The organism is Mycetocola sp. Y719 (assembly GCF_056713205.1).
This window is the reverse complement of sequence record NZ_JBWYGY010000001.1, coordinates 13,190-33,635: the sequence shown is the minus strand read 5'-3', so window position 1 is coordinate 33,635 and position 20,446 is coordinate 13,190. Positions and strand designations below refer to the sequence as shown.

At 63.4% G+C, this 20,446-nt stretch carries 17 protein-coding genes and 1 tRNA gene; 6 read left to right on the top strand and 12 right to left on the bottom strand.

Annotated elements, in window-relative coordinates; all coding sequences use genetic code 11:
• Positions 1 to 365 precede the first annotated feature (365 nt).
• On the top strand, positions 366 to 2,063 hold the full coding sequence (locus AC1M0F_RS00160; RefSeq protein ID WP_480236182.1) for a serine/threonine protein kinase: 1,698 nt from the start codon (positions 366 to 368) through the stop codon (positions 2,061 to 2,063).
• Between the two features lie 141 nt (positions 2,064 to 2,204).
• Here AC1M0F_RS00160 and AC1M0F_RS00155 read toward each other — a convergent pair whose 3' ends face one another.
• Both AC1M0F_RS00155 and AC1M0F_RS00150 read right to left on the bottom strand, forming a co-directional pair.
• Positions 2,205 to 2,504, bottom strand: coding sequence for a GIY-YIG nuclease family protein (locus AC1M0F_RS00155; protein WP_480236181.1), 300 nt, complete (start codon positions 2,502 to 2,504; stop codon positions 2,205 to 2,207).
• Positions 2,505 to 2,685: 181 nt separating this feature from the next.
• Complete coding sequence (locus AC1M0F_RS00150) at positions 2,686 to 3,030, bottom strand: hypothetical protein (RefSeq protein ID WP_480236180.1); 345 nt, start codon at positions 3,028 to 3,030, stop codon at positions 2,686 to 2,688.
• 446 nt (positions 3,031 to 3,476) lie between these two features.
• Between AC1M0F_RS00150 and AC1M0F_RS00145 the strand changes: the two genes are divergently transcribed.
• Positions 3,477 to 7,067, top strand: coding sequence for an SIR2 family protein (locus AC1M0F_RS00145; protein WP_480236179.1), 3,591 nt, complete (start codon positions 3,477 to 3,479; stop codon positions 7,065 to 7,067).
• A gap of 465 nt (positions 7,068 to 7,532) precedes the next feature.
• Here AC1M0F_RS00145 and AC1M0F_RS00140 read toward each other — a convergent pair whose 3' ends face one another.
• From AC1M0F_RS00140 to AC1M0F_RS00120, 5 genes are all read right to left on the bottom strand, one after another.
• Positions 7,533 to 8,720, bottom strand: a complete 1,188-nt coding sequence (locus tag AC1M0F_RS00140; protein WP_480236178.1) for a tyrosine-type recombinase/integrase — start codon at positions 8,718 to 8,720, stop codon at positions 7,533 to 7,535.
• A 6-nt stretch (positions 8,721 to 8,726) separates the two neighbouring features.
• Entirely contained in the window at positions 8,727 to 8,996 is a 270-nt protein-coding gene (locus AC1M0F_RS00135) for a helix-turn-helix transcriptional regulator (protein ID WP_480236177.1), read from the bottom strand.
• Positions 8,997 to 9,176: 180 nt separating this feature from the next.
• A tRNA-Pro gene (locus AC1M0F_RS00130) sits at positions 9,177 to 9,250 on the bottom strand.
• A gap of 138 nt (positions 9,251 to 9,388) precedes the next feature.
• Positions 9,389 to 9,778 (bottom strand): ester cyclase, encoded by a 390-nt coding sequence (locus tag AC1M0F_RS00125; protein ID WP_480236176.1) that lies wholly within the window; start codon positions 9,776 to 9,778, stop codon positions 9,389 to 9,391.
• Between the two features lie 27 nt (positions 9,779 to 9,805).
• Positions 9,806 to 11,122, bottom strand: a complete 1,317-nt coding sequence (locus AC1M0F_RS00120) for an ROK family protein (protein ID WP_480236175.1) — start codon at positions 11,120 to 11,122, stop codon at positions 9,806 to 9,808.
• A 120-nt stretch (positions 11,123 to 11,242) separates the two neighbouring features.
• On the opposite strand from AC1M0F_RS00120, the gene AC1M0F_RS00115 reads away from it, so the two are divergent.
• The 4 genes from AC1M0F_RS00115 to AC1M0F_RS00100 all read left to right on the top strand — a co-directional run bounded on the left by AC1M0F_RS00115 (position 11,243) and on the right by AC1M0F_RS00100 (position 15,063).
• The gene (locus AC1M0F_RS00115) at positions 11,243 to 12,472 is read left to right on the top strand and encodes an ABC transporter substrate-binding protein (protein ID WP_480237330.1); all 1,230 of its coding nucleotides are present in this window, start codon (positions 11,243 to 11,245) and stop codon (positions 12,470 to 12,472) included.
• 25 nt (positions 12,473 to 12,497) lie between these two features.
• Positions 12,498 to 13,463 carry a carbohydrate ABC transporter permease gene (locus AC1M0F_RS00110; RefSeq protein ID WP_480236174.1) on the top strand — a complete coding sequence of 322 codons (966 nt, stop codon included), beginning with the start codon at positions 12,498 to 12,500 and terminating at the stop codon, positions 13,461 to 13,463.
• Positions 13,460 to 14,383 carry a carbohydrate ABC transporter permease gene (locus AC1M0F_RS00105; protein WP_480236173.1) on the top strand — a complete coding sequence of 308 codons (924 nt, stop codon included), beginning with the start codon at positions 13,460 to 13,462 and terminating at the stop codon, positions 14,381 to 14,383. Before AC1M0F_RS00110 ends, AC1M0F_RS00105 begins: the two co-directional genes overlap by 4 nt.
• A gap of 74 nt (positions 14,384 to 14,457) precedes the next feature.
• Complete coding sequence (locus AC1M0F_RS00100) at positions 14,458 to 15,063, top strand: N-acetyltransferase family protein (protein ID WP_480236172.1); 606 nt, start codon at positions 14,458 to 14,460, stop codon at positions 15,061 to 15,063.
• Here the strand turns inward: AC1M0F_RS00100 and AC1M0F_RS00095 are convergent.
• The 5 genes from AC1M0F_RS00095 to AC1M0F_RS00075 form a co-directional block, all read right to left on the bottom strand.
• Positions 15,053 to 16,012, bottom strand: coding sequence for a nucleoside hydrolase (locus AC1M0F_RS00095; RefSeq protein ID WP_480236171.1), 960 nt, complete (start codon positions 16,010 to 16,012; stop codon positions 15,053 to 15,055). The two genes, AC1M0F_RS00100 and AC1M0F_RS00095, sit on opposite strands and share 11 nt — an antisense overlap.
• Positions 16,013 to 16,155: 143 nt before the next feature.
• Complete coding sequence (locus tag AC1M0F_RS00090) at positions 16,156 to 17,058, bottom strand: NUDIX domain-containing protein (RefSeq protein ID WP_480236170.1); 903 nt, start codon at positions 17,056 to 17,058, stop codon at positions 16,156 to 16,158.
• Positions 17,059 to 17,099: 41 nt separating this feature from the next.
• Positions 17,100 to 18,611 (bottom strand): ribosome biogenesis GTPase Der, encoded by a 1,512-nt coding sequence (gene der / locus AC1M0F_RS00085; RefSeq protein WP_480236169.1) that lies wholly within the window; start codon positions 18,609 to 18,611, stop codon positions 17,100 to 17,102.
• Positions 18,612 to 18,659: 48 nt separating this feature from the next.
• Positions 18,660 to 19,331, bottom strand: a complete 672-nt coding sequence (cmk, locus tag AC1M0F_RS00080) for a (d)CMP kinase (RefSeq protein WP_480236168.1) — start codon at positions 19,329 to 19,331, stop codon at positions 18,660 to 18,662.
• Positions 19,332 to 20,441 carry a prephenate dehydrogenase gene (locus tag AC1M0F_RS00075; protein ID WP_480236167.1) on the bottom strand — a complete coding sequence of 370 codons (1,110 nt, stop codon included), beginning with the start codon at positions 20,439 to 20,441 and terminating at the stop codon, positions 19,332 to 19,334.
• Positions 20,442 to 20,446 lie beyond the last annotated feature (5 nt).

The following is a 20,446-nucleotide window of genomic DNA, read 5'->3' as shown; positions in this document are numbered from 1 at the left end:
TCAAGGGTTGGAGGCAGGACTCTAGGCAGTCACGAGTCTTCCTGACTTACTCAAACATTCCATACTTCGTCGATGCTGCCGTCGGTTGACGGGATGCGTAGTGAACATATCGGAGGTGGCGTGTTAGCAAGGTAAACGGAGTATTCACGGTTCGACAACCATCCCTCTGGAGTCCCCGTTGAAGGTTCCCGTTGAGAGTTCGGTCTTCAAGGCGTTCTCGGAATGCGGTCGACGGTGTCGTTCAACCTCTGCGGCTCGGCAATCCGCCGGCGGCGTTCCGCCTGGAGCGGGGCCAGATTGGTGTCGTTAGGATAAGGCCGAATGGGCGCCTAGACACGGCGAACATCCAGACGATTTGTTGAGCGATGCGACCCGGAGAACAGAGTTTGGCCAAGAAGTGGGTAGATGCAAGGTCTTGTAAGGATCGATGGAGCCTAGTCACGAGATTAGGTAGCGGCGGCCAGGGGACGACTTCGTTGATGAAGCCGGTTGATAGCGATTCGGATCCTGCTTGCATAAAAACCATGAGTTCTGGAAGGAAGGATCCCGGACGGCGAGCTCGGATCTTCAGGGAAGCGACGGCCTACGATACGTGTGACCATTCCGGCATCCCAGCTCTCGTAGAGAGCAACGCTCATCTGCACGACGATCTCGGCGTCGAGCTTTATATCGCCACTGAGTACGTGCCCGGGCCGACAGTGGCGCAATATGTCGCCAGCGAAGGGCCTCTCGCTATCACCGATGCCGTTGGTGCGACGTTGGAGCTTCTTCGCGTCTTGGAATACATACACGACCAAGGTTGGGTGCACCGCGACGTCAAGCCAGACAACGTCATCCTGAGGAACGGTGAATTGGAATCTCCAGTACTCATTGACTTCGGTATCGCCTTCAGCAACGAACGGGATGACGGATTCGAGACCCAAACGGGAGAGGAGCTTGGCAACCGTTTCCTGCGATTGCCGGAGTTGGCACCTGGCGGATCATCCAAGCAGGATCCCCGATCTGATCTTTCCTTCGCTTGCGCACTCCTCCTCTTCATGGTTTCTGGCCTGCCACCGGGAGCCGCGATCGACGGGCATGGGCAAATGCCGCACCAACAGGAGCGATTCAATGACTCACTGTCTGTCGTCAAGCGCGAGCAGAAGCAGAAACTGCTTGCCATATTCGACCGAGCCTTCACCGTTCGCCTCGAGCAACGGTATGAGGGGGCTTCAGGCCTCGTCCGAGACCTTGAGTCCCTCATTGCACCTATCACACCGTCAGAGGAGGCCAGCTCCGACGTCGCGTACATCGAAGATTACGCGCGCCGCACAACGACCGTCACGAACCTCGCAACAGCACGAGCCATCGCGGCGGCGAGATCCGCGTTGATCACGGCCCAAGGCCATCTCGCCAAGCGACTCCCGGGCTTCTCAAGATCCAACCCTGCGCCCACGGACGAAGAAGGAGGGCGGATGACAGTAGCCCTTCGAGCAATCGACAAAGGCCGCCCAGCGATGTTCGGACATACAGAATTCGAGGTCTACGTCGCGGGTCCAGAGTTGGTGATCGCTTTCCAGGGCACTTCGATTTACAGAACAACCGTCGATGAACCGGCGTTCGATAATGAAGAATTTGCGAGTGTAGTCGAACCGTACCTCGCGCGCCTATATCGAAAGGTCATCGAGAACCCGCTCGAGGCGGTGGCGGACCGCGGCTACTTCCGCGGCGCAGTCTTCACAGACCTGGCGTCGGGGATGCAGGACTCGACCGAAAGGGGGCGTCCACTAGTAGTGGTCGTATACGACACCTCGCACCCTGAGCTGAGTCGCATCGACTACATTTTGGGCAACTACCTAAAATACGAATCCACCAAGCGAACCTATCGTGACCACTTCACCACGGCCATCGTGCCCAGCAGCGATCCTGACCTGGTGGCCTACCTGCCGGAGCGTGAACTCGAGTCAGTGCACTGGCTAGTGTTCGACGTCTCCGGCAACGTAGTCGAGTCCCAACGGATTTCTGGCAACCCCGACGACGGCCACGCACACGCATTGCGCCTAGCCGCCTCGGCGAGACCGTAGCCGGAAACGCCACGTCATTGACTCAAAGCGCGCCGCGCGGCCGCTTACCCGCCTCGCCGCACTCCTCAGCCGCACTGGCGGGTGAGAGCAGGCGCAAACGGGTCCGCAAGGCGTCGCTCGATAGGCGATCGTGATTGTCGGCTAATTCAGAAGAGGGTGCCCCTCGGTTCGAAGTCGCTTGATCCAGTACGACTCACGTTCGTAAGCGTGAGAGCGATAGCCACTAAATTCTTCCAGCAGAATTATCTGCGGCTCCCGCTCGTCAGCGCGGAGCGATCGAACCCAATCGCCCTTCTTCGTGTCTCCGGGTTTCCGCAGATGGTCGCGCCAGCGGAGGAAGAGTGTGTTCGCGGTTTGCCCGACGTAGTAGGCAACGCTTGTACTGGGATCAATGAGGGCATAGATACGGTAGGTCTTGCACTCTGTAGATGACAGCGGCATCTGAGCTTCCGATCCTCGAGAGACGGTCTTCCAGTCGAGCGCCCGCGGTAAGAGAAGCGCTTCCGCTGGCCGGAGAACGGCGGTGATGCCTCCTCCTCCTCCAGCATCCGACGATTGGCCGTTCCCGAGAAGCCCACTAACGGGGTCCGTTCCGACTCTGAAGGTGTCGCGGAGGCTTCGCCTAGATGCTCCACGACTCGGCGACGGCCGCCCAGAGGGCGGCGAATGCGCCGATAACAAGGAAGCTCCAACCAAAGGCTTGCCTGTCGTACCTTTTTACCAGCGCGATCTCGTCCGCGGTCAGAGCCGTTCCCGTCGAGTCGATAATGACCTTTGCCGCCCGACGACGACGGAACACGTTCCATCTGGGGATGCTGGCGTACGCCCGCCGAGTCTCCTCCCTGACGAGTCGGTTGAAGTCCCCTTGGAATGACTGTAGGGACTCGAGTCCGGCGATCACCGCAATTCCGGTTTGCCACAACGTGCCGGCGAGGGTCAGTAGAGCGGCGACGATATATAGAATCACAGTGCGATTCTCGCAGAGCGAACCGCCACAGAGTTCCCGCCCCGGGTCAAGCTCGACGCCGGGGTCAAGCTCGACGCCGGCTACTTCTAATTCACGTCAGTCCAGCGACGTATCGCTCGACCGTCCCGTTAGGGTTCGACCGTGGTCACAAATCGTGGGGACCGAGCGTCTGGACTTTCCGGGCCGGGCCGTGCTGCATGCTGGTCGGACGGGTGGAAGGGCGATGTTCGTTGAGATCGAAATCAAAGCCGACGTTGACCGGGTGTGGCACCTATATGGGCACATCTCCAGCAGCGCCGTTAGAAGCGTCTTTCTTTTCGAAACACCGATTGAATCGGGTACGAGTCGCCGAGGCAATGCGAGAGCGAGCACATGGGCGAAGATGCCTCGGTGGCTCCCGTCTTCTAGAGTGAGCGAATCACTACGTTCCAGGAAGAGCAGGCGCCATGACACAAGAGAGCATCGATCACCTAGCAGCGGTGCTCGCGCGGGAGGACACGGTTCTGTTTCTAGGCTCGGGGCTTTCTAGATGGTCAGGTTTGCCGAGCTGGCCTCGGATGATTGGTCAGCTTACGGACGAGCTAGTCCGGCTCGGCAGAAACGCCGACCCCGTTGCGCAAGAGATATCGAACAATGACCTGCTGCTTGCCGCCAGTTACGGATTCGACCAACTAACCGACGTCGAGCGCTGTCGATTCCTGAGGTCTGCAATTCAAATCCCCGGGGCGGCGCCATCCCGACTTCACGAGGCGATAGTAGGCCTGGGGCCTAGCTGCTACATCACCACGAACTACGACCGGCTCCTAGAAGATGCGCTGACTAAGTACCGACCCGGCACGCAGTTCGACGTGGTGACTCCATCCGACACGCTTGAGATCCCGGCAATTTTGCAAGCGCGGGCCGACCATTTCGTCTTCAAACCACACGGCGACATAGGCACCTGCGCGTCGATAGTTCTAACTCGTGAAGACTATCGACGACTTCAGGGCCCCGGGAGGGCTGTGCTTGAGGCCATGAGACTTCTCCTCGTGAGTCGACCAGTTGTGTTTGTGGGGTTTGGCTTACGCGATCCCGATTTCCTTCTAATGCGGGACTACCTCTTCAACACTTTCGAGACGAACCCGGCTGATCACTTGGCGATCATGCCAGATATATCGGGCGACGAGCGCGGATATTGGCGGCGTCATTACGGGATCAATCTCGTCTCGTACGACACGGTCCGCGACGCTGATCCAGAATCGCGGCACGATAATCTTCTGCAGCTTTTGGAGCGAACGACCGCGGAGATTGCAACGATCCACGAAGCGGAAACTGGAATACGTGACCCCGAGCATTTGGCTCTAACACTGGCACGATTCGGGCGTGGAATCTCCAGCGAGATCAAATCACCTGGCGACACAGATTTTCCTTTGACGCTTGAGCAACCGCGGGGCGCAAGATTTGACAGGCACCTTCGTCGCGCTCTCGTTGGCTCCGCGGTGGCTGCTCTCGCCAATCTTTCAAGCCACCTCATCGTGGAGGGCGCCCCCGGAGCAGGGAAAAGTCATACGATCCGGAACGTTGCGAGGGAACTCGCCGGAAGGCTCGAAGCAGCCAGTTTGTCCGCACCGCCGATAGCTTTGGACGACCTTCGTATTCCTGTGCACGTGACGATGCGGGACTATCGAGACGATCTGACGGCTCTGCTCGAGAAGGCTCTGCCCGTTGATGTCCCCTTAGCACTGGTACTTAAGGAAGGCATCGGGCACTTCCTGCTCGACGGCTTCAATGAGGCGGCACTGACGTCGGAACGCGAGAACTTGCTCAATGATCAGCTCGGTCGTTTTCTTCAGTCCGCTGCTAAGTGCGCCGTTGTCATCACAACCCGGAACGCCAGCCAGCTCAGCGGGCTGAACCTACCTATTGCAGTCATGGGCTCAGTTCCAGAAGACGCACTACACGCAGCTCTACAAAGTCTGGGTATAGAGCCAGCAAAGACAAACCCAATAACGCTCGAGTTATTGCGACGCCCGTTATTTTTTGCCGCGATGCTCGACGACCGAATCTCGGTAAGGGAGAGTAGAACGGTACACGACATCTATCGCCAGTTGATGGCTCACCCCGACGCCGACTTCGCGTCTCGATTCGGGTTGAACGTCCCTCTGCTCGACGCTCTGGCCTTGATGGCTTTCGAGATGATTGAGAGTGGCGACATCTCCCTTCAATTGGTACCAGCGTCGGATACGCTGAGGTCGTCGTTGCCTCAAGGCGTTGACCCAGGCGAGGTCGTCGATTACCTCCTGCAGACTGGAGTTTTGATTGCGACGCCGCTTAGAACGCTCGCCTTCTATCACCACTCGATCACGGAATACCTTGCGGCATATCATTTGAGCAAGCTCATCTCGAAGGACGATTCGATCGTGGTGAATTGCCTCGGACGAAACGACTGGGATCAGGCACTGCTGCTTTCTCTGGGATTCTTGGACTCGTTGTCGGCTGAGGTGGTTCACGGAAAGATCATGTCCGTGGATGCAGCCCTGGGGCTGCGTAGTCTTCATTACCTCGAGACTGAGCAAGAGGAATGGATCGAACGGTCGCTTCGGCTTCTTCCGATCGACGAAGTCACTGGAATCAGGGAATTCGAACTCGAGGTACTCATATCGAAATTGCCGCTCAGCACTAGTCACGCCGGGGCGCTCCTCAAGCTAACGCAGGAGACGAACCGGTTGGGAGGAACTGCGCTAGGCATCCTTGCGGGGCTGGTTCCCGATCACTTGAATTCCGCGTTTGAAGCGATTGCCACCGGCAGAAACGGCTACAACTTCTGTGCAGGGCTTGGGCAAGCGCTCGGCCCGCACGTCCGGCCGGACGATGCTAGACGCTTGCTGGCGAAACTCGAGTCAATTCCAATTAGCCCGCTTGAGGCCGGTTCCCTACTGCGAGGAGAAGAGGGTCAGGAAGGAGAACTTGACTTTCTCGCCATCAGGGCCGGAGCCGAGGTCTGCCTAAATGGCCTAACGATTGAGGAGTTGGTGTCGGTCGCATCCCAGACTGAGTCTGCTTTGGCGAGAACCATAATCGCAAACTCGATGCGTTACTCCAGAGAAGGGCCAGCAGTCGACTTTCTGCGTGCCGAGATTGTCGACGGTAGATACTACGCCGTCTACGATCACTATAGCCAGGTGGCCTTCGGCGAGCCGAAAGATCACCCATTGGCGCCGGTGACATCCGAACTGATTCAGGCCCTGGTTCAGGCAGTTGAGGACCCTATCCAGGGCCGGTGGGCTCTAGAGGCAATAGCTGCGCTCGTGGAGCAAGATTCCAATGCATTAGGCCTAGTTCCTCTTTCCGATTTGAAGGGTCTCAAACGCGCCCTGCTTCTCTACGCCACCGGCGACCACGGAGGGTTTGCCGAAACTCTCGAGTTACTCCTCGACGAAGGATGCGACTGGGACGATGAGCCGACACACGCTCTCTCCGCCGTGGAAGTTGTGGACGCGAACCTGCTGGTCAGAATGCTGCGGACGCGAGACGTCAGCTTGGCCGAGCCAGCTCTCGAAACGTTGACGACGCTCACCTCCGAAGGAGACAATCTTTCGCTCGAGCTTTCAGATGCGGAGTGGTGGCTAGACTGGCTCGGCGAATTAGCAACCGCTGAGCCGTTCATGGCACACCTGCTGGGGAAGATGCTCGCGCAAGACACGAGTGGATCAACTCGCGACAATCTTTTGATGATCTTCGACTCGCAGCCAAAGTGGAGACCGCTCCTCTCGGCCTTCGTACTGCCGTTCTTCAAGGAACTGAGTGTTGACGATTTCAGCGACGAAGGGGCTGAGTGGCTACTCGATCGGGCTAGCAAGTACGTCGACTCGTGGCGTCCTTCAGTAGTCGCGAGAATCGCCACTGAGCGGATTGTGCAGGAACGATTACTGCCGCTTCTATCGGAAATTGCCGATGAGGACGTCAAGAACCTGCAGGCACTGAAAGTCTTGATTGCCCAAGTGGGCGAGGCTCATGGACGAAGGTACATCGGTGATGATGGCAAGGTTGTCGCCTAAACACGCGTTACGAACAGCATCAAGAGATCTGCGCCGACGGAGCATACCTCCACAGCGGCTCATTATTGGCTTGCTGGACTGATCCGGGTAATGCTCACGCGCCGTCAGGGAACTGTCTCGTATCGGCTTTCGCGGATGGGGCGATTGCGAACCCTCGATCCTCGGCGCACAATGGAAGGTAGTTTTGAGGAGGCCGCACAGTGCATCAAGGACCTGATTCTCGGGTTTTCGGTACAACTCCAGAAGAGACGGTGGTGCCACCGTGGCACCACCGCGATCCTTGGTCGATGCTCGCCCACTCCTGGTCCATGTGCGTCGCCGCGACCCGAAACAGAGCTGCCGGCGGCAAAACCCCAGAAGATGCGGTGCCGCCATCGTGGCGGCACCGTGAAAAGTCGGCCATGATCCGCTGAGAAGCGGCGAAACCCCGGGATGAGCGGTGCTGCCACCGTGGCAGCACCGTGTTCACTGTTCATCCTTCGCGAACGCCCGGTCGAGGAGCGCGGCGGTAGCCGGGTTCACCAGCTCGCTGCGCTGGATGTAGTGCTGCACCGTGATCTTGGTGTCCGTGTGGCCGAGCAGTTCCGCCGCGAGTTCGATGTTGGCGTTGGCGTTGACCGCGGTCGCGACTGTTCGGCGGAACATGTGCGGGGTCACACCGTCGATCCCCGCTCCCCCGAGCACATGACGCAATTGCCGGCGCACATTCGCGGTCGTCAGCGGCGTGCCGTCCCGCGATTGGAACAGCAGTGAATCCAAGCCCATGCTCCCTGCATTCGCGAGCCGCCGGCGGACGGCGTCTGCGGTGAATGTGGGCAGCGCGACGACGCGACGAGATTTGGCGGTCTTCGGGTGGTCTTGCCGGAACGTCTGCTCGCCGTTTCGACTGACGATCGTGCCGGCCAGGCGGATGGATGGCACGGCGCTGGTGATGTCGACGTCCCGTTTCCGGATGGCCAGCACCTCGCCGATGCGAGCCGAGGTGCCGAGCATCACCTCAACGATCGCCCCGAGCTGGGCGTCGGGCTTGGGGCCGGACACGTGGTCCTCGCCGGCCTCCCACCGAGCGATCGCTGCACGAATCACGTTCACCTCGGGAGCGGTGAGCGCATCCGGGATGTGCGGCTCGCGGTGCAGGCGGGAGACGTGGTCCATCGGGTTGCGTGGGAGAACCTCATGCCGCACAGCGAGCTCCAGGGAGAGCCGCAGCACGACCCGGGCTTGTTTGGCACGACTGTAGGAGATCTTCCCGAGTTGCTTGATGAACTTGTCGCACCGGGCCACACCGATCTCACGCAGCGCGAGGTGGTCGAAGGCGGGTGAGACGAGGGTGCGCATGTTGCGCTCGTAGAGGTTCCGGGTCGTCCGGGAGATCCGGCCCTCCGTATCGATGTCCTCCAGCCAGTAGGTCACCAGGTCACTGAACAGGCTGTCCGACGTCAGGGTCGTGTCGGCGGGCTGGAACAGATCCCGGTCGGCGAGCTTGCTCTTCAGCGCACGTTCTGCGGCTCTGGCGGTGGCGCCGCTGGCCTGCACCAAGCGCGCGTGACCGTCCCAATCGCGGTAGCGGGTCCGCGCCACATATCGGCCGGTCGGCGACATGCTGGTGCTGATGTCGCCGAAGGTGCCGATCGTCAATCGTTGCCGGGGCATCTCAGCTCACCGCCGATCGGTGCGCCTGGGTTCGCTGGTGGGTTCGCGTTGCTCGGCGATCCAGGCCCGCACGTCGGAGATCGCGAACTTCAGGTGTTTGCCGAACCGGTAGGCGGCGGGGCCTTTGCCGTGCACCCGCCAGTCGTAGACCGTGGAGATCGGGATGCCCAGGTAGGCCGCCAGCTCGTGGACGTCCATCAGAGGCTCCAGGCCCCACTCGTCGGCGGGAGTCACGGTGGTGGGAGGAGAGGTTGGGTGTTCGTCGTAAATGCTCATACCCAGTAGGTGTGCACGACGTCCCCCGACGATCGGGAGGGACCGAAACCGACCTCAGCGCCCCGGACGATGGGGCCGGTTCAGCGGCTGAAAAGTGCTGAAAGTGATGACGTAGTGATGACTTAATCAAATCTCTAACCAAAAAAGTCCCGGAAACCCTTGAGTTTCCGGGACATTCGGTCGGGCTGACAGGATTTGAACCTGCGACCCCTTGACCCCCAGTCAAGTGCGCTACCAAGCTGCGCCACAGCCCGCGACCAATCGCCCTCGCGGACGACCTCGTCAATGCTACAGGACAATTCGGTCACGCTCCGTCACGCCAGATCCAGGCTGGCACGACGATTTAGCCGACCTTTACCTCGGTGGGACAGGTTGCCAGGGTCGTGGGGCGGTCATCCCCCTAGTTGGGCGAGCAACTCGTGACCGCTGGTGCCGGAGAACTCCGCAATGCGCCCGTTCGTCACGCGGTACATCGCGAACTCGGCCACATTGGCGTGCCTGCGCGTCGGTGCGATTCCACCGAACGATCCCAGATGCGTACCGCTGGCTCGGAGGTGCGCCGCGACGCGGTCGCCCTCCACGACGAGCTGGATCCGGCGCCACCGCCAGTCGGGGAACGCCCGGAAGAGTTCGGCCATGTCCTCGACCCAGGCATCGGCTCCGCCCGGCAGGTGCGCACGCCGAACGGCTGGGTCGACAAAGGAACGGATCGCGTCGAGGTCGTGCCGATTGCACGCGTCGAGGTATTCGGCGTACCACTCGCGCATCTCCCACAGTTCCACCCCCTCATTATCCGCGCCGATCGCCGCCTACCCTCCCCGGACCCGCTGAGGCACCCGCCTGGCCGCTGGGGGCACTTCGCGCGCACTGGGAACCAACTCGAACGCCCGCTCCACGACGACGCTGAGCGCATGCGCGATGGCACCGGTGCTCACCGCTTCGCGTCCGAGCGCAGACGCCACAAGTTCGGGCGCCGTCGGATCGTCGCTCTCGACGAGGAGCTCGGAGGCACGCTGGATCACGGTGGGCAACGACGTGGTCGCCGATCCTCCGATCACGATCCGGTCCACGTCGAGCAGGTCGCCGATGACGATGCAGATGCGCACGAGACGCTCGGCGAGCCGGTCCACGATGGCCAGGGCCGCGGCATCCCCCGACTCCGCGATCCGAGTGACATCGCGTGCCGTCACGCGCGTCGGGTCGAGCCGCGCGAGCGCACTGCCGGGCTCGAGCTCCCCCGACTGGATCGCTTCCGTCGCCCACTGCCGGGCGAGCAGCGACAGCCCGTTGGCCGAATTGACGTCGTCGACGTAGTCGAGGAATCGCATCTCCCCCGCCCCACCGCGCCGGCCGCGCACCAGCCGCCGGTCGATCATCAGGCCGGAGCCGATTCCTTCACCGACGATCATCGCGATGTAGGAGTCGACGTCACGACCCTGGCCGACCGCAGAGTTCTGCTCGGCGATCGCCGCGAGATTCGCGTCGTTCTCGACGGTGACGATCGGAGCGTCATCCGTGAACAACGCGCCGAGGTCAGGGTTCATCAGCTGCCAGAACCCGCGGTCGGGCGAGAGGCCGTCCGCATCGACGGGCGCCGGGACTCCGACGGTGATCGCGAGCACCAGGCCCGGGTCGGTTCCGGATGCCGCGAGCGCGTCATCGACCATCGACCGGGTCAGCGACCGCCGCGTTCCGACATCCGCGAGTCGGTCAACGCTCTGCGGCGTCTGGGCGGGAATCCCCACCTCCGCATGGCCGATCGAATGGCCCCTCAGGTCTGCGACCGTCGCGGCGATCCGGTCGTAGCCGGCGTCCACCCCGACGACGACACCCGCGCGATCTCGAAGGGCATACCGGCGCGCCGGCCTGCCCTTGCGGTAGTCCCCGACGGCCCGCGCATCGCTCAGTTCGTCGAGCCATCCTTTGCCCACCAGCTCGTCACAGACGCCGATCACCGTCGAGCGGGTGAGGCCTGTCGCTTCCATTGCATCGGATGCTGTGAACGCGGCAGACGCCCACGCATGCTCGAGGATTCGGCGCGCGTTCAGCGCCCGCAGCACCTGCGGCGAAGACGCCGGCTCGTTGAGTTTCAACCCCTTGACCTTTCCGAAGCGCGGGAGCATCATTTACGACACCTATTAGATTTACACCCTAAATCTAGTTTCGCGGAACTCCCCGGACCTGGATTTTCCTAACAGGGGGACAATGACGTGCTCCACAGAAAATCGCTTCGCACCCGCATCGGCATGACACTCGCTGCGCTCGTCGGCACCTCGCTTGCCCTCACCGGCTGCTCGGCCGCCGGCGGGGGCCCCACCGAGATCACCTTCCATATGAGCAAGCCGGAGGCGATTCCGTTCTTCCGCGATCTCACGGCGCAGTTCAACGAGGAACAATCCGACGTCCATGTGACCCTCGACACGGCGTCGAATCTGTCGGCCGGGTTCCTCCGCGGCGATCCCCCCGACGTCGGCCTGCTGAACTACAACATGGAGATGTCGCGGTTCATGGAGCGCGGTGCCCTGTCAGATCTCTCCGACATGCCTGAGGCCGACCGTATCCGTCCGGACGTCCAGGAACTCGCGGACCAGTACGCGACCTATCCGGGACGCACCAGTGTGCTCCCCTATTCGGTCGCCGCGGCATCCGTCATCTACAACGTCGAGATGTTCGAAGACAACGGCCTCGAAGTCCCTGAGACGTGGGACGAGCTGATCGCAATCTGCGACACGCTGCAGGACGCCGGGATCACGCCGATCTACAGTACGTTCTCGGAGCCGTGGACGATCGCACAGGGACTGTTCGACTACTCCGCGGGTGGATCGGTCGATCTCCCCGAGTTCTTCGATCAGATGAACGAACTCGGCACCGAGGTCGGGCCCGATTCACCCGTCTCCTTCCAGAAGGACTTCAAGGAGCCGGTCGAGAAAATGCTGGAGCTTGCCGCCTACTCGAACGACGACGCAGAGAGCCGAGCCTACGGCGACGGCAACGTCGCTTTCGCCAACGGCGAGGCCGCCATGCTGATGCAGGGGCCGTGGGCACTCGGCGAAATCGCCAAGACCGACGACAGCCTCGAACTCGGTACATTCCCGCTTCCGGCCACCGACGACCCCGACGACCTCAAGGTTCGGGTGAACCTCGACCTCGCGCTCTGGGTTCCGGAGATCGGCGATGCCCAGGAGGCCTCGCGAGAATTCGTGTCGTTCCTCATGCAGCAGGACATCATGGACGAGTACAACGCGGAGTTCCTCGGCTTCGGCACAACCACCGACGCCGCTCCAGCCACGGACGAACGCATCCTCGGCATGCAGGAGTATTACGAAGACGGTCGCTTCTACCTCGGCGCGTCACAGCGCATCCACCTGAGCATCCCCGCCGCCAACTACGTACAGGCCATTGCGACCGGTGCCGACGTCGATCGGACGCTGAGCCGACTCGATGCCGACTGGGCACGCCTGGCCCTGCGCGAATGACCAGAAGCACCAGGAGGACAACGACATGACGACTCCCATCACCCCGGCCGCTGCATCCACCGGCGCCTTCCTCGGCAACGCGGAGCACGGGCAGACCGACCATATCGCCGGAGCGCACACACGGAAGGGCAAGCCGAAGGTCGACAAGGTCTACTACCTGTTCCTCCTGCCGACACTCATTCTCTTCACCCTCGCCATCGCGGTTCCGGCGATCGTCGGAATCTTCTACAGCTTCACGAATTTCATCGGCTTCGGCGACTGGGAACTGGTCGGTCTCACCAATTACATCGCGGTCTTCTCCGATCCCGCGATCCTCTCGAGCTACCTCTTCACGTTTGGCTTCGCGCTGGTCACGGTGATCATCGTCAACGTCATCGCGTTCCTCCTGGCGGTGGCCCTGACCTCCCGGATCCGGCTGAAGGCTCCGCTGAGGGCGATCTTCGTCATCCCGATGGTCATCTCCGGCATCGTCATCGCGTTCGTGTTCAAGTATCTCTTCGCGAACTCCCTGCCCGCATTGGGCGCCGTCACCGGGATCCCCTGGCTGCAGGAGTCGATCCTCGCGAACGAGAACCTCGCCTGGCTGGCGATCGTCATCGTCACGGCATGGCAATCGATCCCCGGCGCCCTGCTGATCTACATCGCCGGGCTGCTCTCGATCCCCGGAGAGGTCTACGAAGCCGCGGACATCGACGGCGCGAGCGCCTGGGTTCGACTCCGTTCGGTCACCCTCCCCCTCGTCGCGGGCTATGTCGTCATCAACGTCATCCTCGGTTTCAAGGGCTATCTCAACGTGTACGACGTCATCGTCGCCCTCACCGCAGGTGGACCGGGCACAGCGACCCGAAGCATTGCCATGACCATCTTCACCGGCTTCACCGGCGGCGACTACGCCTACCAGATGGCGAACGCGACGATGTTCTTCATCATCACCGTGCTCATCTCCATCCTCCAACTCCGGCTCACCCGCGGAAAGGCGGCACTCTCATGACGCAGGAAAAGATCAGGACGACGGCTCCTGCGACTCGGTCCACCACCGCAGGCAACGGGAACGGCTCGGGCACACGCCGCAGACGGGGCAAAGTCGGGCAGGAGACCACGAACTGGCCGGTCATGGTCATCCTCTTTCTGTGCGCCCTGACGGTTCTGCTACCGCTGTACGTCACAATCTCGATGTCGATGAAGACGTCAGCGCAGTCCGTCGACGGCAATGCGCTCTCGCTCCCGTCTCCGGTCGACTTCTCCGGCTTCGCCCAGGCGTGGGAACTCACCAACTTTCCTGTGACCTTCGTCATCACCACCCTGATCACACTCGCCACGGTGGTCGGCACGGTGCTCCTCGCCGCCCTCGCCTCCTACGCGATCGTGCGCAACTGGGAGCACCGCCTGTTCCGCTGGTCGTTCTTCTACCTGCTCGCGACCATGTTCATTCCGTTCACGGTCATCGCGCTCCCTCAGATCCAGCTCACCGGCCTGGTCGGGCTGGCAAACCCTGTGGGGGTGACGATCCTGCACATCATGTTCCAGCTCTCGTTCAGCATCCTGCTGTTCACCGCGTTCCTCCGCTCGATCCCGCTCGAGTTGGAGGAGAGCGCCCGCATCGATGGCGCCACCACCTGGCAGACGTTCTGGCAGCTGATCTTCCCGCTGCTCGCGCCGATGAGTGCGACGGTTGCGATCTTCGCCTTCCTCGCTTCGTGGAATGACTTCATGCTGCCGTCGCTGATCATCGCCGACTCCAGCCAGCAGACCATCCCGGTTGTGCAGAACATTTTCCAGACCCAGTTCAGCAGCAACTACAACGTGTCCTTTGCCTCGTACCTGATGGCCATGGCGCCAGCGGTCATCGTCTACGTGTTCACCCAGCGCTGGGTGATGGAAGGCGTCACGCAGGGCGCAGTCAAGGGTTGAGCGCACGACGACGGCCCGGCGCGAGCCGTCCCACCCGCTGGATGCGTGTCGCCGGCAGGCCCTAGGCTTCTGCCATGACGAGCTCAACACTCGAGACGGTCTCGATCGCGGATGCCCCGTGGGTCGACGTTCAGACTGTCTTCGGCACTCGCGGCGATCCATCCAGTTGCTGGTGCCAGTACTTCAAGATGAACAACCCTGAGTGGAAGACGGCGAGCCGGGAGACCTGCGAGCCGTTGTTGAAGCAGCAGGTCCGTGACCTCGATCCGGCCCCGGGCGTCATCGCCTACCTCGACGGCGAACCCGTCGGCTGGTGCGCTGTCGAACCCCGGGTGAACTACAGCAGACTCGACCGGATGGCCGTGGTGAAGGGCAGCCCTGAGGAGGCCGGAGACCCCACGGTGTGGGCGGTCACCTGCTTCGTCGTGCGTGTCGGCTTCCGCAGGAAGGGCATCGGGACGGCACTCCTGGCCAGCGCCATCGACCACGCTCGACGCTCCGGCGCCCGTGTCGTGGAAGGCTACCCGGTCGACCCGACGAAACGGGCCAAAGTCTCATCGGCCGAGCTGTACCACGGCACAGTTTCTCTGTTCGCGGCGAACGGCTTCAGTGAGGTCGCACGCCCCTCGCCCGACCGTGCGGTCATGCAGCTCGACCTGACCCGGCCCGTCAGCGAGTGAGCCCGAGCGTCTCCAGGAAGAGTTCCGCGTACCGCGGCGCATCGACGTCGAGCGCCACATCGATCACCGTCCACTCCCCGACTTCACCGTGCAGCACGTCCTCGCCGGAGTAGCGGCGGCGGTCGACGATCGTCTGACCGCGGCCGTAGCCGGACAGTTCGACCCGCACCGGCCGCTTTTCGACCTGCAGCGCTTCCGGCTCGACGAGCGAACAGACCGCTCCGGCGTCACCGATCAGCCCGGTGTAGACCAGCGTCGCATCCTCGCTCAGGGCGATCCGGTTGCCGAGCAGCGCACCGACCACGTGCCCGAGCGGGTCTTCGCCGTCCGCGAGCGTCGCGGCGGCATCCTGCGGAACGGACACCTGGTTGAACACGTCCAGCCCGTACATGAAGATCGGCACGCCTGAGCCGAGCACGATCGCTGCCGCCTCCGGGTCGTGCCACACGTTGAACTCGGCGACCGCGGTCGCGTTGCCGATGGTGGCCGAACCGCCCATGAAAACGATGCGTTCGATCCGGTCGGCGACCTCGGGGTGGGTGCGCAGGAGCAACGCGAGGTTGGTCTGGGGTGCGAGGGCGACGATCGTGACCCGCTCGCGGCTTTCCATCAGGGTCCGCCTCATCAGTTCGACCGCACTGACCTGCTCGGGTACCCGAGCGGTGGGTGGCAGGGTGATGCCGCCGAGGCCGTCTTCACCGTGAACGTGCGACGCCGAACGCGCCGCCGCGAGCAGCGGGCGGAGCGCTCCCCCTGCGACCGGGATCTCAGGGGCTTCCGCCGCGTCAAGGATGCGAAGCGTGTTGTCGATCACCTGCGGCAGCGGCGCATTGCCTGCCACGCAGGTGATCGCGAGAATCTCGATCGACGGATGTTTGACCGCGAAAAGCAGGGCGAGGGCGTCATCGACACCCGTGTCGACGTCGAGGATCACAGGAAAGGTGCGCATCCGACCAGCTTACGAGTCCGTGCGGCTCTCGCGTCGGGGCCGACGGATCACGGTTGGAAGCGCCGACCGCTGCAGTTTCTTTCGAGCGCCACAGTTGCAACTACAGCGCTCGACAGAAGGTGCAGCGCTCGATGCGGCGAGGGTCAGGCCGGCGCGTCACCGACGATCTGGTCGAGGAGCCAGCCGGCGCCGCGGGTCTGCGCTCCGAGCGTTTCGACCCGTTCCCGAAGTCCGCGGTCGCTGGTCACGACGGTGACGGATGCTGCCGGCTCTGCGACAAGATGGCTCACCTCGTCGACGATCCGCTGGTCTCCGTCACGCTCGGCTCTCACCACGCGAACGCGGTCGCTGTCGTCCAGGGCGGCGTCGTTCGCCTGGCCTTCGAGCACGGCGACGATCTCGGGCCACCAGTGGGTCTGTCCGAGCCCCAGCTCAGCGGCAGGGACTCCGTGCACGGCGACGCGGTCAAGCTGATCGCCGAGTCGGAGAGCAGCACCTGCGCGGTCCTTCCACCAGCCGTTCGGGCGGGAACCGACGACGTTCGCCATGTCGACGACGATGACAGGGCGGCGGTCGAGGTCACGTCGGAGGTCAGGCCAGCGCGCGCCGAACCCGGGGTGGAGCGGCAACGCGTCGATCTCGTCCAGCGGCACCCAGCGGACCTCGAGGCTCTCCGGATCGGCGATGTGCGGATCGAAGGGGGCGATGACATCGGCCACGAGCGTGACGTATGACCACACGTCGAGGTCGAGGGTGTGGCTGAATCGCGGGCGGATGGCATCCGTCGGCACGGCCGCCTCTTCACTGGCCTCGCGGATGGCGCCGTCGACGGCGTTTTCGCCCGCGTGTCTGGCCCCGCCTGGCAAGCCCCATGTCCCGCCGAAGTGGCTCCACAGGGCACGGTGCTGAAGCAGGACCCCACGTTCAGGGTCGATCGCGAGCAGCCCAGCGGCGCCGAATCGGCCCCAGTACTTGGAACCGTCGTCGGCGAACACCCAGGCATCGCCCGGGTTTCTCGGGTGTGGCGGCACGAACTCGGAAGTCACCTGTTCAGCTTCTCACGAGCCGCGCCGCGACCACGTCCGGATTACGTGCGCTTGCGCTTCTCGCGCACGCGCATGTTGACGTTCACCGGGGTTCCTTCGAATCCGTAGATCTCCCGGAGGCGACGCGTGATGTAGCGACGGTAGCCGGGGTCGAGGAAGCCGGTGGTGAACAGCACGAATGTCGGCGGGCGGCTCGAGGCCTGCGTGCCGAAGAGCACACGCGGCTGCTTGCCACCGCGGACGGGGTGCGGGTGCTCGGCGGTGAGTTCGGCGAGGAACGCGTTGAACTTGCCGGTCGGGATGCGGGTGTCCCACGACTCGAGTGCGAGCTCGAGGGCGGGGACGAGCTTCTCCATGTGCCGGCCGGTGCGGGCGGAGATGTTGACGCGAGGAGCCCAGGCGACGTGCGCCAGGTCCTGCTCGATCTCCCGCTCGAGGTAGCGGCGACGTTCGTCGTCGAGGAGGTCCCACTTGTTGAACGCGAGCACGAGGGCGCGACCGGACTCGAGCACGAGGTCGATGATGCGAACGTCCTGCTCGCTGATCGGCTCGGAGACGTCGAGCATGACGACGGCGACTTCGGCCTTCTCCAGCGCTGCGCTGGTGCGCAGCGTGGCGTAGAAGTCCGCACCCTGCTGCAGGTGCACGCGACGACGGATGCCGGCGGTGTCGACGAATCGCCACACCTTGCCCGCGATCTCGACCTGCTCGTCGACCGGGTCACGGGTGGTTCCAGCGAGCTCGTTGACGACGACGCGTTCCTCACCGGCGGCCTTGTTGAGCAGGCTCGACTTGCCAACGTTCGGCCGGCCGAGGATGGCGACCCGGCGGGGTCCGCCGACTTCTTCCTTGGCGACGGCGGAGACCTTGGGGAGCTTGGTCATGATGAGGTCGAGCAGGTCGGCGACGTTGCGACCGTGGAGTGCGGAGACCGGGTACGGCTCGCCGAGGCCGAGCGACCACAGGGATGCGGCGTTCGGCTCCTGGCGCACGTCGTCGACCTTGTTGGCGACGAGGAAGACCGGCTTGTCCATCTTGCGGAGCATCCGGACGACCTGCTCGTCGGTCGCCGTGGCGCCGACGTTGGCGTCGACGACGAAGAGGACTGCGTCGGACAGGTCGATGGCGACTTCGGCCTGGGCGGCGACGGAGGCGTCGATGCCCTTGGCGTCTGGTTCCCAGCCACCGGTGTCGACGAGGGTGAACTGGCGTTCGTTCCACTCGGCCTTGTACTTGACCCGGTCGCGGGTTACGCCTGGGGTGTCCTCGACGACAGCCTCACGGCGGCCGAGGATCCGGTTCACGAGCGCGGACTTGCCGACGTTCGGGCGACCGACGATGGCGAGCACCGGGAGCGCCGGGAGGTAGTGGATCGCGTCGGGGTCGTCTGTGACGGACTCGAGGATCTCGAGGTCTTCGTCGCCGAGGTCGTAGTCGGCGAGTCCGGCGCGGAGCGCTTCGGCGCGGCGGTGCGCGAGGTCCTCGTCGGGGTCTCCGAGCCGCTCGGCGAGCTGGTCGTCCAGCTCGGCGGTGTCTTCAAAGTCGTCAGCCATAATCGGTCTCTCTCTGCGATCGGTTCCGAGCTGGGCAGCCGGGTCGATCTAGGTTTTCTGCGAAGTACGGATCACATCGAGCACGGCGTCGACGGTCTCGTCAAAGTTCAGCGTGGTGGAATCGACCGTGGTGACGCCAGGTGCGGCGGTCATGAAGTCGACGACGCGCGAATCTGCGCGATCACGTTTCTGCAACGCACTCGCAACCTCCGAAGCCGATTCGGATGCGAGTTCTGCAGAGCGTCTAGACATTCTAGCCTCTTCAGTGGCTGTGAGAAGAATGCGAGCTGTGGCGTCAGGGGCGACGACCGTGGTGATGTCCCGGCCTTCGACCACGATCCCCGGCGCGGTGGACGCTGCGATGATGTCGCGGAACAGTCCGGTGACGTGTGCGCGAACCTCCGGGACCCTCGCGATGTTGCTCACGACGGCTGAGACCCGGGACTCGCGGATGCTGTCGGTCACGTCGGTCTCCCCCACGCGAACGTGGTACCCGTCAGGGTCTGTGCCGATCGTGTAGTCGAAGCCGCCGAGCGCGTCGACGACCGCTGCGGCATCAGCCGAATCGATGCCCGAGTCGAGCACGTACCAGGACAGGGCGCGGTAGGCGGCTCCCGTGTCCAGGTAGTCGAAGCCGAGCCGCCTGGCCGCAGCCTTTGACACGCTCGACTTGCCGCTCCCTGCCGGTCCGTCGACGGCCACCACTGTTCTGTTCAGCATTCAGATGCTCGCAATCCGCCAGCCGCGCGCTTCGAGGTCTTCGATGGTGCGCTGCTGGACTTCGGGAAGCACGGCGATCTCGGCGAGGCCGATCTGGGCACCCGGGGAGTGCTCGAGCCGGAGGTCTTCCATGTTGACCCCGATGTCACCGAGTTCGGTGAGGAGAAGGCCGAGTTGCCCTGGCTTGTCGTCGACCATGACGACGATGGAGGCGTAGCGGCGGTCCTGGCCGTGCTTCCCCGGCAGGCGGGCGACGCCCGTGTTGCCTGCGGCGATGGCGTCTGCGAGAGCACGGCGGGACCCGGGAGCCTCAGGATCGCGCAGGGCATCGGTGACCTTCGCGAGGTCGGCGGCGAACTGATCGAGCACTTCGACGACCGGTCCGGCGTTCGAGCCGAGGATCTGCACCCACAGTTCCGGGGCGCTCGCGGCGATCCTGGTGGTGTCGCGGAGGCCCTGCCCTGTGAGCCGGACGGCGGAGTCAGGGGCGCTGACCAGTCGCTTGGCGAGGAGGCTGGCGACGAGCTGGGGCACGTGGGAGACGAGTCCGACGGAGCGGTCGTGCTCTTCGGGGGTCATCTCGATCGGCGAGGCGCCGAGGTCGAGCGCGAGGTCTTCGATCAGGGCGAGCGCGTCTGCCGGGGTCTCTTCGTCGCGGCAGATCACCCAGGGGCGGCCGAGGAAGAGGTCGGCGCGGGCGGAGATCGCTCCCCCGCGTTCACGCCCGGCCAGCGGGTGCGAGCCGATGTACCTGGTGAGGTCCAAGCCACGCTCGGTGAGCGTGCGGAACGGCTCGAGCTTGACGCTGGCGACGTCCGTGACGACGGCGTGCGGGAAGCGGGCGAGCTCCGCCTCGATGACGGATGCCGTGACATCCGGGGGCACACTGACGACGACGATGCTCGGGTCGTCGCCCTCACGTTCGGGGCGTCCTGCCCCGTAGTCGACAGCGAGCCGGAGCTGGGCCGGTGACGCGTCAGACAGCGACACGTCGATCCCCTGGGCCTTCAGGGCGAGGCCGACGCTTGCGCCGAGCAGGCCGGCGCCGACGACGCGGACATGTCCGGTGAGTCGGGCGGCGTTCGGGCGGCGCTCCGGGGTGTCGTTCACGGGGA

Coding starts and splice junctions, on each gene's coding strand:
- AC1M0F_RS00095 (WP_480236171.1), bottom strand. CDS start 16,012: ATGCGCACCTTTCCTGTGATCCTCGACGTCGACACGGGTGTCGATGAC.
- AC1M0F_RS00120 (WP_480236175.1), bottom strand. CDS start 11,122: ATGATGCTCCCGCGCTTCGGAAAGGTCAAGGGGTTGAAACTCAACGAG.
- AC1M0F_RS00140 (WP_480236178.1), bottom strand. CDS start 8,720: ATGCCCCGGCAACGATTGACGATCGGCACCTTCGGCGACATCAGCACC.
- AC1M0F_RS00100 (WP_480236172.1), top strand. CDS start 14,458: ATGACGAGCTCAACACTCGAGACGGTCTCGATCGCGGATGCCCCGTGG.
- AC1M0F_RS00155 (WP_480236181.1), bottom strand. CDS start 2,504: ATGCCGCTGTCATCTACAGAGTGCAAGACCTACCGTATCTATGCCCTC.
- cmk (WP_480236168.1), bottom strand. CDS start 19,331: ATGCTGAACAGAACAGTGGTGGCCGTCGACGGACCGGCAGGGAGCGGC.
- AC1M0F_RS00105 (WP_480236173.1), top strand. CDS start 13,460: ATGACGCAGGAAAAGATCAGGACGACGGCTCCTGCGACTCGGTCCACC.
- der (WP_480236169.1), bottom strand. CDS start 18,611: ATGGCTGACGACTTTGAAGACACCGCCGAGCTGGACGACCAGCTCGCC.
- AC1M0F_RS00145 (WP_480236179.1), top strand. CDS start 3,477: ATGACACAAGAGAGCATCGATCACCTAGCAGCGGTGCTCGCGCGGGAG.
- AC1M0F_RS00115 (WP_480237330.1), top strand. CDS start 11,243: ATGACACTCGCTGCGCTCGTCGGCACCTCGCTTGCCCTCACCGGCTGC.
- AC1M0F_RS00135 (WP_480236177.1), bottom strand. CDS start 8,996: ATGAGCATTTACGACGAACACCCAACCTCTCCTCCCACCACCGTGACT.
- AC1M0F_RS00110 (WP_480236174.1), top strand. CDS start 12,498: ATGACGACTCCCATCACCCCGGCCGCTGCATCCACCGGCGCCTTCCTC.
- AC1M0F_RS00160 (WP_480236182.1), top strand. CDS start 366: ATGCGACCCGGAGAACAGAGTTTGGCCAAGAAGTGGGTAGATGCAAGG.